Origin of the sequence: Paenibacillus sp. FSL R5-0378, assembly GCF_038009285.1 — a bacterium.
GTDB lineage: Bacteria > Bacillota > Bacilli > Paenibacillales > Paenibacillaceae > Paenibacillus_AQ > Paenibacillus_AQ favisporus.
In genome coordinates, this window is record NZ_JBBPAY010000001.1 from 4,721,025 (window position 1) to 4,733,901 (window position 12,877).

At 45.9% G+C, this 12,877-nt stretch carries 14 protein-coding genes; 4 read left to right on the forward strand and 10 right to left on the reverse strand.

The window, feature by feature from the left end; genetic code table 11:
• Positions 1-73: 73 nt before the first annotated feature.
• The 3 genes from MKY74_RS21895 to MKY74_RS21905 all read right to left on the reverse strand — a co-directional run bounded on the left by MKY74_RS21895 (position 74) and on the right by MKY74_RS21905 (position 2,043).
• Complete coding sequence (locus tag MKY74_RS21895; RefSeq protein WP_076165016.1) at positions 74-403, reverse strand: helix-turn-helix domain-containing protein; 330 nt, start codon at positions 401-403, stop codon at positions 74-76.
• A gap of 225 nt (positions 404-628) precedes the next feature.
• Positions 629-1,630 (reverse strand): NADP-dependent oxidoreductase, encoded by a 1,002-nt coding sequence (locus MKY74_RS21900; protein WP_076165014.1) that lies wholly within the window; start codon positions 1,628-1,630, stop codon positions 629-631.
• Positions 1,631-1,716: 86 nt separating this feature from the next.
• A complete protein-coding gene (locus tag MKY74_RS21905; RefSeq protein ID WP_076165011.1) occupies positions 1,717-2,043 on the reverse strand; it encodes an ArsR/SmtB family transcription factor in 327 nt (108 codons plus the stop codon).
• A gap of 355 nt (positions 2,044-2,398) precedes the next feature.
• Here MKY74_RS21905 and MKY74_RS21910 point away from each other — a divergent pair, with 355 nt between their 5' ends.
• Positions 2,399-2,725 carry a hypothetical protein gene (locus MKY74_RS21910; protein WP_076165009.1) on the forward strand — a complete coding sequence of 109 codons (327 nt, stop codon included), beginning with the start codon at positions 2,399-2,401 and terminating at the stop codon, positions 2,723-2,725.
• Positions 2,726-3,038: 313 nt separating this feature from the next.
• Here MKY74_RS21910 and MKY74_RS21915 read toward each other — a convergent pair whose 3' ends face one another.
• From MKY74_RS21915 to MKY74_RS21930, 4 genes are all read right to left on the reverse strand, one after another.
• Positions 3,039-3,962, reverse strand: coding sequence for a helix-turn-helix transcriptional regulator (locus MKY74_RS21915; RefSeq protein WP_076165007.1), 924 nt, complete (start codon positions 3,960-3,962; stop codon positions 3,039-3,041).
• 245 nt (positions 3,963-4,207) lie between these two features.
• Positions 4,208-5,038, reverse strand: a complete 831-nt coding sequence (locus tag MKY74_RS21920; RefSeq protein ID WP_076165005.1) for a class I SAM-dependent methyltransferase — start codon at positions 5,036-5,038, stop codon at positions 4,208-4,210.
• A gap of 108 nt (positions 5,039-5,146) precedes the next feature.
• Positions 5,147-5,722: a histidine phosphatase family protein gene (locus MKY74_RS21925; protein WP_076165003.1), complete on the reverse strand. Its 576-nt coding sequence runs from the start codon at positions 5,720-5,722 to the stop codon at positions 5,147-5,149.
• A gap of 175 nt (positions 5,723-5,897) precedes the next feature.
• Positions 5,898-6,422: a DUF4362 domain-containing protein gene (locus MKY74_RS21930; protein WP_167372813.1), complete on the reverse strand. Its 525-nt coding sequence runs from the start codon at positions 6,420-6,422 to the stop codon at positions 5,898-5,900.
• A 451-nt stretch (positions 6,423-6,873) separates the two neighbouring features.
• On the opposite strand from MKY74_RS21930, the gene MKY74_RS21935 reads away from it, so the two are divergent.
• A complete protein-coding gene (locus MKY74_RS21935) occupies positions 6,874-9,150 on the forward strand; it encodes a penicillin-binding transpeptidase domain-containing protein (RefSeq protein WP_076164998.1) in 2,277 nt (758 codons plus the stop codon).
• A 133-nt stretch (positions 9,151-9,283) separates the two neighbouring features.
• Here MKY74_RS21935 and MKY74_RS21940 read toward each other — a convergent pair whose 3' ends face one another.
• From MKY74_RS21940 to MKY74_RS21950, 3 genes are all read right to left on the reverse strand, one after another.
• Positions 9,284-9,763: a GyrI-like domain-containing protein gene (locus MKY74_RS21940; RefSeq protein WP_076164995.1), complete on the reverse strand. Its 480-nt coding sequence runs from the start codon at positions 9,761-9,763 to the stop codon at positions 9,284-9,286.
• A gap of 196 nt (positions 9,764-9,959) precedes the next feature.
• Positions 9,960-10,382, reverse strand: a complete 423-nt coding sequence (locus MKY74_RS21945; protein ID WP_076164992.1) for a DoxX family protein — start codon at positions 10,380-10,382, stop codon at positions 9,960-9,962.
• Positions 10,383-10,416: 34 nt separating this feature from the next.
• Positions 10,417-10,896, reverse strand: a complete 480-nt coding sequence (locus MKY74_RS21950) for a GyrI-like domain-containing protein (protein WP_076164990.1) — start codon at positions 10,894-10,896, stop codon at positions 10,417-10,419.
• Between the two features lie 289 nt (positions 10,897-11,185).
• On the opposite strand from MKY74_RS21950, the gene MKY74_RS21955 reads away from it, so the two are divergent.
• Both MKY74_RS21955 and MKY74_RS21960 read left to right on the forward strand, forming a co-directional pair.
• Positions 11,186-11,767 carry a DUF6241 domain-containing protein gene (locus tag MKY74_RS21955; protein ID WP_076164987.1) on the forward strand — a complete coding sequence of 194 codons (582 nt, stop codon included), beginning with the start codon at positions 11,186-11,188 and terminating at the stop codon, positions 11,765-11,767.
• 221 nt (positions 11,768-11,988) lie between these two features.
• Positions 11,989-12,804 (forward strand): alpha/beta fold hydrolase, encoded by an 816-nt coding sequence (locus tag MKY74_RS21960; RefSeq protein WP_076164984.1) that lies wholly within the window; start codon positions 11,989-11,991, stop codon positions 12,802-12,804.
• Positions 12,805-12,877: the final 73 nt, after the last annotated feature.

Below are 12,877 nucleotides of genomic sequence, written 5' to 3' on the forward strand. Positions count from 1 at the left end.
CTCACCTCTGTGTTATAAGCGCCCACCTTGTATTGGTAATTCATTTCAATTAAGGCTAACTATTATTTGATTTTCACTCCGAGACAAGTTCCCGGATTCCCCGGATGATCCGCTCCCGTGCCTTAAGCTTGTCCTTGAGCCGGCCAATTTCGGCCTCTGCATCTTCTGACCTGCCTGTTCCTTTGAACTCAAATCCGGTAATAATCCAATCGGTGGACACCTTGTACAGGTCGGCCAGCCTGGACAGCGATACCAGATCCGGTTCGGTCTTTGCGGTTTCATACGCGCTCAAGGTTTTATTGTTGATCTGCGTCAGACGAAATACTTCCATTTGCGTTAGTTTACGGTTAATACGGGCGTTGCGTAAACGTACGGCGATATCCTCCAATTGCGTCTTTGCCATGCATCGGCCACTCCTCCATAGAAATTCTATAGACTGTATCGTCTAAAGATAGAACGCACAAAAATCGAAAAAGTCCCATGGTAAGCTCCGTAAAATTATCCTTGTCCCGCTAAAGCGTTGCTTTGAGCTATTAACTTTTTACTTACATCAAAATGGGCATTGGGGCGCCTTAAGTGTTTTCATAACAAACTGAAATGAGCCAGCTTATGTTCTTGTCATCGTACATTACTTTAAACTAATAACTACTTTCCCCTTGGCCCTTCCGCTTTCCAGGTAATGAAATGCTTGCGCGGCATCTTTCAAAAGATACACCTTATCAATAATAGGCTTAATGAGTCCGCCTTCAATATACCCCTTTATTACCTTTAATTGTTCTCCGCTCGGTTTCATAAAAAGGAAGTGATACGTCGTTTGGCTTTTTTTCTCATGGGCTTTGATTCTACGGCTCGCGATCGACAAAATGGTTGTTTTCACCCAACCCAGTTTCGCCTCTCTTCCAAATCTGGGGTTCGGCATGCCGGAAATGGATACAATTTGTCCGCCTGGTTTCAGTATGCGGAATGATTTGTCCAAAGCTTCTCCACCTAAAGTATCAAAAACCGCGTCATACCCGTTAAGGATTTCTTCAAAATTCTCTTTTTTATAATTAATAATCAGATCGGCTCCCAACGAATTTACCAAGTCATAGCCTTTTTCACTTGCAGTTGTAGCAACAAATGCCCCCATTAGCTTGGCTAGTTGGATAGCGAAGGTTCCTACGCCTCCCGAACCTGCGTGAATCAAGATTTTTTGGCCTTTTTGAAGCTTTAAAATATCAACAAATGCTTGGTAAGTCGTAAGTCCAATCAGCGGTATCGATGCCGCCTCTTCAAAGGTGAGATTCACCGGCTTCAGACAAATATCTTCCTCATGAACTGCAATAAACTCAGCTAAAGTTCCGATCCGGTTCTTGCGTGGTCTTCCGTAAACTTCATCTCCAGGTTTAAATGTATTGACCCGGCTGCCAACCTTGACTACAACTCCTGAGAAATCATTCCCCAAAATTAGAGGAAACTTGTAATTCAATAATAATTTCATTTTCCCTTCCTTAATTTTATAGTCAATAGGATTTAAGCTGGCTGCATGTATTTCTACTAGCACATCATGTTCTCCGATACTCGGCATTGGTTGTTCTGTCATGACTAATGGAACATTTTTTCCGTACTTGTTAATGGTCATAGCCTTCATTTCATACCACTCCTAATAATATGATTATTAGTTTAAACGATTGAACCAAATGTTGAAAAAAGCTCACTAGAACTTAACTCTTTTGGTTAATCACTGAGACCATCGCATTCGTCTTCAACGGCAGTAATTAATGACTTGAGTTGTTCAAGTGGTTTACGGACAGTCAACACATAGTAGTTTTCTACACCTTTTTTTTCGGGTTTAATAAAACCAGACTGTTTCAATACCTTTAAATGATGGGATACCGCCGGTCTGGACAAATTGATATGCCCTGCTATTGTATTCACATTAAGTCCCGATTTGTTCTGTGCTAACAGCATAATCATAGCTTGACGGTTTACATCGGTCAGCACTTCCAATAGAGGGATGCAATCTTTAAATTGTTGTAGAATATCCTCCGTTTGCTGGCTCATGCCATTCACCCCTTAAGTTCATTGGTTTAATCTATTAAACATAATTATAGAGCTTTTAATAACAAAATCAAGCTGAGGCAAAACCACACCTATAACTTGTGCCTTTGTGATAAGTTTCATCTGAATGAGCCATTTTACTCATCCGATTTCAATTTATTTTGAAGGCCTTTCCTCTTTCTATGCCTTTAAGGGGGAGGCCTTTTATGTCATTATCTTTCGTTGGATGTGATACTGCATCCGCAACTTCCTCATGCCCGTCCATGCCATGGTTACAATAAGAGCCCTCTCGCCCGGCCCAAAATCCCATCGGATGCATAGACTGATTTATCCAATGTGAGTAAGGAGGAGAAGGATTATGGCGAACAAAAAAGATAAGGTCCGATCAAAAAGGGTCTCACCCCTGCCTAAATCCCGTAAAAAACCAGTCCATATCAATGCATCTGAAAACGAGCTTGAGTGGTTGCCTAAAATCAATCCCGTCCGGGATCCTAAACAGGTCCAGTTAGTCGTAGATCTCCCGAATGAGGTATATAAATACTTACAGGAGAATGAAATGGAATGGGATCGTGCCATTCAAAATGGTTTGCGTAGTGCAATGGAACCCGCGATAAACCCAGATTCGATCAGGGATATAAAATACCGAATTCAAGTAGTTACATCCGCCGACAGTAGGCAAAGTTAAACGATTTAGGATCTGATTGAGACGCAGGATCCGCCTTGGTTTATGCGGTTGTAGCACCAGTTGTTATATTCAGCGCGTGACATCTTCGTCAACCGAATGTTGTACGATCACGCCTTTTTAACATTGCGACGGCAGCCGATGATTTTGTCCGGATGCCGTCGTATTGCTCCCCGTTAACTTAACATGGTTACCTAGTTGACCAACCAGCACCTTGCTGGTTCAATGATCCAAAATCGATGAAAAACCGGATTTCAAGCGGGTACCTCTAGGGATCGGCGACGGTCTCTGGATCAATAAGCTCCGACCTCCGCGGCTATTTTACTTTATTTAATAAGTTTGTTACCATTCTGCTCAATGTCCCTTGATCGATAAAAGGAGCAAGACTCGCCAGCAAATCTGGGCTAAGATGTTCAACTTCGACTCCAGCAATCAACTTTTCGAGATTTTCCCTGCCCAGAAAAGGGGCGAGGCTTACGATCCGGTTCGCATCGATGGTGCCGTCAACAACCCGGTCTACCAAACGATTTAAAGTCTCTTTGCTGATGAAAGGTGCCAGCTCTTGGATCAAATGCCAGCTCAAGCCACCCTCTTCGACATGTTGTACCAACCGATCTACTTGTTCTCTTCCAAGAAACGGAGCAATTTCAACAAGACGATGCACTTCTATGGAGCCGTCAATCGATTTATCTACAAGTCGGTTTAATGTGTCACTGCTAACGAACGGAGCAAGTCCTGTAATGGCGTCCCATAGAATTTCGCTTCCTTCTACTTGACGAACCAGTTCATCTAATGTATCTGTTCCGAGGAACGGCGCCAGACTCAAGATCACGTCTAACTTAAGCACACTGCTGTCTAATCGTTCGGTCACCTTATGCAAAGCGCTTGCTTTTACAAACGGCGCTACTTCTACAAGCTCTTCCAGTTCCACCTCACCGGCATTAACTCTCTCTGCAACTTGTTCCGGCTTATTCTCTGCGATCTCCTCCACGATCGTTCCTAGGTGCAGGTGTTCCCGAACTTCTGTGTGATCTCCTGCATTTAAAATGTCGTCTACTGTTTTGCCGAATAATCTAGCCAACTGCGGAAGCGTTCCGATATCCGGTAGCGAGTCGCCCCGTTCCCATTTCGATACAGCTTGATGGCTTACATTCAGTTGATCGGCAAGCTCCAATTGTGTCAGATCACGGTCTTTGCGAAGCTTCGAAATATAAGCTCCAATTTTACGTAAGTCGAGCATCGTATACCTACCTCCGATTAAACAAAATGTACAGTGCGCACTGTCGATAACAGCATAACATTTCCAAAAACGTCATCCTATCAAGCGTTGGTTGAATGGGCACACTCCGCTTTATTCAACTGCCGGTAGAATTGCCCGGATTGATATTCGCTGGAGAGGCCAGCCAAATGTCCAGTATCATCTGCAGGCGAAATCCACTTAAGCTATTCGGTTCCCGTTCAGCTCAATTGGTTGCTATTCATTTTTTAATAATTCTGCTTTGTACCACATGCAGTAATAAAATTCATCATCACATATGCATCAGGCGAATTATTATTAATGGCCTCAGAAGCCAGTTTCATTTGTTCAAATTCATCTGAATTTATTACACCATTTTTATAAAAATGTACAAAACGATTCATATCCAATTGTCGTTTAAACCCATCAATACCATGTACATCGCTATGTTGAATTACTGAATCAATATCTATATCAATAAATCCACTCTTTAATAAGAGACGTGGTAGACTTCTGCCTATGAATCGATTTCCACCTTTCTGTGCAATATAATCCGAGATTTTCTTTAGTATATTATGTAATGATGGGATTTCCGGGTTTACCGTACCAAACATTCCATCGTCAATATCAGTGATTACTAGTTTTCCACCAGGCTTTAGTACTCGATAAATCTCTTGTGCCGCTTCAAGTGGATTGTTTAAGTGGAGAAAAATTAATCTTGCTACTACAAAGTCAAAAGAATCATTGGGTAGATCCGTATGATAAACCGACGATTCCACAAATTTTATTCGTTCAGGTGGGACATCACTTAGTAATTTTTTTGCTTGTTCGAGTAAAGTACTATCGATTTCGAGAGAGGTAATATGACTGTCGGGTAAGCTATTAAGTAATTGCTCAGTTATATATCCAGGTCCGCTGCCAACTTCCAACACACTCATACCATTATGCAATCCATACCATTTTAAGGCTCGCAACTCTTTCTGCCAACCCATCGTTGCTTGTACTTTCAACCGCTCGATTTCCTCTTGAAACCCTAATACAGCACTTTGGATATTGTAGGTTGAACGCTGATCCTTCATGCTTTCCCCTCCCATTTTTAAACTCAAATCTGGCTCCGTCCGTTAATTTATCAAAATCGGTTATTTTGATCAGTTCCTAACAACACCGTTATATTATTCTCATAGTTACTAAAAGTGTTTGGTGCAGTTATACAATTGACATTCCCACTCGTTTTCTACATGCGTAAGAACAGTTAATGAAGCGTTATCTATATATGTTTTCTCGAACAGTTGCGGCAAAAGATGTTGCAATGACAAACCAATCAATGCTCCATGACTTACAACTAAAATTTTCTTTCCAGCATGACCGACACTCACTTCTTCGAGAAAAGATAGCCCCCGCTTAGCAACCATTTTGAAATCTTCCATCTCAAGTTTTTGCTCGCGCCACATCACTCCCCACCGAGCAATACGTTCTTCCTCGGTGGTACCTTCAATTAGCCCGCAATTTATTTCTCTAATACGTTCATCAGTGAACACAGAGACTACTCCCAAAAATTTCCGTATTATTTCAGCAGTTTGCCTAGCTCTGATCAGATTACTGGAGAAAATAATGTCCCATTTTTCACTTTTAAGTCTATTGGCCAATGCCGTTACTTGTTTTATTCCTGTTTCGTTTAGAGGAATATCGGATATACCTTGGGCCTTGCCAAGTTTATTCCACTCGGTAACCCCATGCCGAATGAGCCCTATTGTGGTTGCCATTCCTGCTCTACCCTCCTTATTGAGCGCTCTTCTTCCCTTTACTCCCTACCCAAACAAAAACATCATAATTATTGTGACAAAACTGGCAGCCGACCACCTGCCGACTAATGAAAAAACGCCCCTATTACTGATCAGTTAATTCTGAACCCCCGGCTTAGTTATGTATTTTATGTGTTTATTGGCTGCCCTGCTCAGCTTCCTCCTCTACATCCGTGAACCAGAACGTATCGCTAGTTTCATTATCGCACCCGGTTAGCTTGTAATGAGACCCGTACTCTTTATTCTTCTCGAGTTCAATACCACGGCACACCGTGCTTGGACGACCTGCATCACTGCCAAACCCGTCCCTCGAATTGTCATACGTATACACAATTGCCTCGGCCCCATCATAGACCAGTTCATAGAAGATTGGATCGCCTTCATCCGTGTACTGTGTAATGCGCACCTGATTCGGCACACCCATGTCGAGATTCCCCAGAAACAGCTTCCACTTCTCTAAATTGTACATCTTCCCATGAACGTTCACGATATCACCATTCGCGGCTGCTTTGTCAGCATCATAAGGGTCAGACACAGCGGGGAACGCTTTCGGCTTCGATGGCAGTGAAATCGTCTCCCCTAGTGCAGGAGCAGTGGAAGGAGTGGTCGTATTGTCGATAGATCCGCCCGACTTCTCACTGCAGCCCGATAGCAAAACCAACCCAGCTGCTAATATTAACACCCATTTGATCATGAATCATCACCTCACATTTAACAACGCTATAGCGAGTATGAATGTTTCAATCGCATACGCGAGCACTAGACTATTCTATTTGTTGAATTAAAATGTTCCGTATACTATGACCTCCATGTATTTAGTAAGGATTCCCAACACTGTGATGTTCTTACACATACACGCTATCACATACCTTCATGCCTGAAGCCAGTTTTACTTTGTGTCTCCGTCCGCCTTTGATGAAACTCGATTTCCAAGTATAGCCAATTAGGGATTTTTCTATTAAAATTGTCCTGGGGTGATATTATGGCAAAATTAAACCGTACTGAAAGCAATTTCAAAAGCCAGATCTGCAAAGAACAAAAGGATATTCATAAGAAACACGGAGAGAAATTTAACATTTACATTGGGGGTACAGAACTTGTGAGGGCTGAGTATGATTAAAAGAATAAAGCTTCGCGCGCTGCTCATAGGAGGATTTATTACCCTTCTCTTTGTTGTTCTGTTGATTCGGGTATTTACGCTGCAGGTTGTCAAAGGACAAGACTGGCACGAGCGGGCGGTATTCCAGTGGACGAGAAATGTCACGATTCCGGCATCCCGCGGCATGATCACGGATCGGAACGGCGATGTGCTGGCTTCCGACATTCCGGCCTATACCGTTATCGTCAATCCGGCCGTCATTCACGAGAACGGATTGGAGAACGAAATTATCGAAGGACTGCACAACATTTTGGGCAAGGATGAAAGCGAGCTTAAGGCACTTGTAAATGCTAAAAAGGATGGGAAATACCGTACTGGCCGGGAGGTTCGGAATGAAGGGTGGAAAATTGACGAAACGAAAAAGGCTCAGATCGATGATTTCAACAAAGAGTTAATGGACCATCTTGAGAAAGAAAAAAAAGGAATGGAAACCGGGTTGGGCTTGCTTAAGGAGCAGAAGCGGTATTATCCGAAGGAAACACTTGCGGCTCATATTTTGGGGTATACCGACCGGAACGGTGAGGCTGTCGCCGGTCTTGAGGCATACAAAGATGATTACCTCAAAGGTACGCCCGGAGAAATGAAATACGAGAGCGACCGGCAAGGAGACCAGCTTCCCCAAGCAAATATGGTGTACAAGCCGGCTGTTAATGGTAAAAATGTAAAGCTGACGATCGACGATACGATCCAGTATTATATCGAAGACGCGATGAAAGAAACGTATGAGCAGTACAAGCCCATCAGCATGACAGTTATTGCGGCCGATCCGAAAACGATGGAAATTCTCGGGATGGCGAACCTGCCGACGTTTAACCCGAATACGTATTGGGATCCCACGACGGATCAGAAGGACTTTTTCAACTATGCCGTAAAGGCTACGTACGAGCCGGGCTCCACGTTCAAGATCGTGACGCTCGCCGGTGCGGTGCAGGAGAAACTGTTTAACCCGAACGCCCTATACCAGTCCGGACAAATTTATGTCAAAGGGACTCATACGCCCCTTCATGACATAGTCCGCTCGGGATGGGGGCAGATCACGTACCTGGAAGGCGTGAAGCGCTCCAGTAACGTTGCGTTTGTCAAGCTGGGTTCGGAAATGCTCGGGAAAGACCGGCTGCTGAAATATATCAACGACTTCGGTTTCGGCCAGAAGACAGACATTGAGCTTCCCGGCGAAATATCCAAGACGATCAACCTTCCGGGTCCTGTCGAAGTGGCAACGGCTTCTTACGGCCACGGCGTGTCCGTGACGCCGATTCAGCAGCTGGCGGCGATCAGCGCGGTAGCAAACGGTGGAAAGCTTTTAAAACCTCATATTATAAAAGAAATCACAGATCCGGATAATGGCAAAGTTATCAAATCTACCAATACCGAGGTCGTCCGGCAGGTTATTTCCCCGGAAGCCGCCAAGGAAACGAGCAGCTATCTGGAGCAGGTTGTGGCAGACCGGGTGATCGGTACCGGACGAGAGGCCTATATCGATGGATACCGCGTTGCTGGTAAAACAGGTACTGCGGTCAAATACGGCCCGGACTTAAAACCGGATTATACGAAATCCGTCGTTTCCTTTATCGGCTTCGCGCCAGTGAACGATCCGAAGATCGCCCTGATTGTCATCGTGGACGAGCCAAACGATCCGAAGGCCGGCGGCGGCAAGGTGGCAGCTCCGATTTTCAAAAAAATCGTGTCCCTGGCCCTGCCGTATATGGGTGTGCCGAAGTCAAACACCAAAAAAACGTCCGATGGCAAAACGACGGTGGAACGTCCTGCGGCTCCGACGCTGGCGAAGCTGGCCGTGAAGGACGCGAAGCACAAGCTGCTGAACGCAGGCATCGACTTCGAAACGATCGGCAAGGGTGCCTCGGTCATCCGGCAGTTCCCGGCAGCGGGGACGCCGATGAGTCCGGGTCAGCGCATCTACCTGCTCACGGAGGAGACCGATAAGATGACGGTGCCGGACCTAAAAGGCGAATCGCTGCGCGATGCGCTGGATATTTTGACCTTGCTGAAATGCTCGGTTACCGTCCAAGGGGAAGGATACGTCAGCGAGCAGCTCGTCACGGACAAGAATGGCAAGCGTTCCGTCCAGCTGACGCTGAAGCCGGTCAAGGATGAAGAGGTATCGCAGGATGCTTCATCCACCTCCACGGAGGATGGTTCCATTTCGGAAGATACGTCAGCTGACGATTTGGCCGCCGGCAAGGCCGGTAAAGAAGCTGGCGATAACTGATAGGCGGCACAGATTACTCAACCTTTAGTGCGATTATCTAGTGAAGTGAAAAATAAACTAACCCCGCTTCTTTTCATAGAAGTGGGGTTTTTTAGCGTATAAGAAAGCTCCTCATGCTTCTTGCTAATCTCGTTTACTTCTCGACAACCGGAATCCACATTTCCCCATATACTAAACCGTCTCGCTGCCCTATCTCAACCGTTGCATTGGGTCCGCCAACATAAGCGTAATGTTCGGCTGCTGGCAGAACTTGACCAAAGGCAATCCCAGTAAGTATATTACTCAACTCATCAGCCGACTTCCCTTCGCCTTTAACGACAAGATATTGTCCCTTTGGGAATTGGATCACCCTGTGTTCTTCCGGGATCGAGGAATCTGTCATGACGCCAGCATAATACATCATCTTGTGATTTACCGCTTCGTTTACCGCAAAAATATAGTCGTTCGCTGCAATAGCCTTTAACGTTTCAAGTCTTCCATCCTGTTCCACGGACCGCCAAAAGTTCTCCTTCTCCTTGTTCATGCCTGCATAATCCGTGTAATCGCTCTTCAGCTCCGTTCCAATACCAAGAACGCTAAAGCTGTCTTTTTCCTCAAAGGTATACGTTGCCATCATTCCAGCTCCTTTTTTTGAATGGATCAATTCATTGGTTTAATCACTTGACAGGCTTATCATAACCATAAATCATGTCAAAACATGATACTGTTTAGAGGGCAACCAATTGTCCTCCTCCGCAGCTCCCCTACCTAATATTAGGCAGGGGAAGTCTATCGGATCATGAATGAGGTAGCGTCATGTCACGCCTTAATTAGAGTCTGCGGCTTTTCGGACGCAGCGCCCAGGAGGCCATGCCAAGCGCGGCATAAAAAAGCGGAAGAATTACATTGAATCCACCAACCCCATAATCATGAGCGAACACATGAGACAAGGCCGCACCTGTCATTAGAAAAAAGATACCGCTATAAGCCCATTCCTTAAGACGGGGGAAGCCTGGTATGACGATCGCAAGGATTCCAAGCAATTTCCAAGTACCGAGAATGTAAGTAATATATAACGGGAAACCAATATGAGTCACTAAATCGACATTGCCACCCAATCGCATCAATTGCCCGATCCCGCTTAATGCAATAGAGAATGCGAGAATGATGGTGACAGTCCAATAAGCGGCCGTCTTTCCGATCCGACGGGATTCAACCTTCGTTATTTTTTCATTACTGGTAATCGTATTCATTTCCATTCCTCCTAAGGTTTTATTTTTGTTTTATTTACTTCTTCACAACCGGGATCCACATTTCCCCATGTACAAGGTTGTCATGGTGCCCCATCTCGACCGTGGCGTTGGGCCCGCCGACATACGCGAAGTTTTCGGCTTCGGGTAAGATTTGACCAAAGGCAATGCCGGTAAGCGTACGAGTTAAATCGTCTGCCGTTTTCCCTTCGCCTTTGATGACGAGGTATGGTCCTTTAGGGAATTGGATCTCTCTGTGTTCTTCCGATAATGATGCTTCTGTCATGACACCGACATAATACATCCGCTTGCCGTTTACCAGTTCGTTTACAGCGAAGATGTAGTCGTTCGCAGCGACAGCCTTTAAAGTGTCAAGCCTTCCATCCTGCTCCACGGTTCGCCGGAAGTTTTCCTTCTCCTTGTTCATGCCCGCATAGTCCGTGTACTCGCTCTTCAGTTCCGTTCCAATCCCTACCACGATTAAGCTGTCTTTCTCCTCAAGAATAAATGCTGCCATCATCCCAGCTCCTTTTTTTGTTTTGATCAAATCATTTGTTTTTCTTGATGGGTTAATCATAACGATGAATCATGTCATAATATGATACTGTTTAGAGAGCCCGATAACGAAATCCACAATTCTGACCTGCCTGACCCAACAAATCTGCCTTCTTACAGCGCTCTCCATTGACTTTAAGAGCTACATCATCAGCTTCTTTTCTAAGTTCCCAGGCTATTGACGGGATATAGTCCGAAATCTATAGTGTATTTATGTACGAAGTACACAAACTTAACGGGAGAATCTTGAAATGTCCACTAAAAAGAAATGGGTTATCACGGTTGTTGTCGTGGCAGCCATTGCCGTCATTGTTGGAACTGGCCTTTTTGTCAAACACTTCATAGATGCTCTAGTGAGTGACCCGGATGATCGTAAACAAGCCGAGAATCTGACTCCTGCACCTTCTCCGAAACCTGGGCAAACCCGAACCGACCTTGGGAACCTTCGCACAGATGACAATGACAAAGTAGATCTACTGCTGAAAGACGCTTTAAAGCCCGAGATCGTTGTTGCAGAGAGTGACGTCGTCAATATGATGCACCATATGACCCATCAAAAGGTAAAAGCCAAGGAAAAGTGGATCTCAATCGAAATGACGCCGGAACGGGTGCAGCTGCTGGAACAGATCATTCAAGTCAAGGGGACGAGTTGGATTAATTACGCAAGGATGCTCGATATCGCAAAGAAATGGGAGGCCGGCGACTTTTCTACCGTCGATGAGGATCATAACTTCTTTTGGATGATCGAAAATGGGTCGATCGGGAAAGCGAAAGGCGTTCTTACGGAGAAAGAGGAACAGGAATTCATCAAGAATACATTTCATAATGAATAAGGAGCCCTCAGCGGCTCCTTTTTTTGCCCATAAAAAAGGCTGTCTTCTGCAAGGCAGCCCCTTCTCACTATCGGTCTATCCAGCCATTAGTGGAACGAAAAATACACCCCACGGTTCTGCCATGCTTCCGGCATGCGGCTATGCCGCGACAGGGCATTCACGTTTGGGCGCTGGGCGCGTATCCTATCGGGAAAGGATTATGATTTACGGAGGCATGGACAGTGGGATACTATGTGACAGTTGAGCCGGGGGTACAACTCTACGTGGAGGACATTAACCCCGCAGGAAGCAAAACAATCGTGTTTCTTCATGGCTGGCCGCTTAATCATGACCAGTTCGAATATCAGTTCAACGTGCTGCCGGGCATGGGTTACCGCTGCATCGGCATCGACTGGCGTGGCTTCGGCAAGTCGGACCGACCCTACGGTGGATATCATTTAGAACGGCTTGCGGACGATATTCGCGCCGTCGTTGATGCGCTGCAGCTGAAAGACTTCGTGCTCGCCGGGCATTCGACCGGTGGAGCGATCGCGATCAAATACGTCGTGCGGTACAATGGCGGCGGCGTATCCAAACTCGTACTGATCGACGCGGCCGCGCCGCGCGGTTTCACCAAAGAGACGGCAGCGCAGCTGCTGAAGCAGTCGTTAAACGACCGGGCAAACATGATGCGTGGCGTGACCGACATTTTCTTCTTCCGGTACATCAGCAAGCCATTCGCGGACTGGTTTGTTCAGATGGGCATGCAGGCTGCCGGGTGGTCGACGGCCGCGATCATCATCATGCTGCGGGACTTTGATTTAACCGCCGACCTGTCACACATCCAGGTTCCAACGCTGATCGTGCATGGCATTCACGACCAGGTCATTCCATTCAGCCAGGCGGAGGAGATGCAGCGGTTAATCCCCCATTCGCAGCTTGTGCCGTTCATGTACAGCGGCCACGGCTCATTCTACGACGAACGCGACAAGTTTAATGAGGTCGTGCAGGAGTTCGTCGGGAATACACGGCTCGCCCCGCGGCAGGTACCGCAATAGCAGCACGATAGGCAAATCGAAAAAACGACAGCCTTTATGCCGGTTGTCGTTTTTTCGTTTCCCTGATGATGCA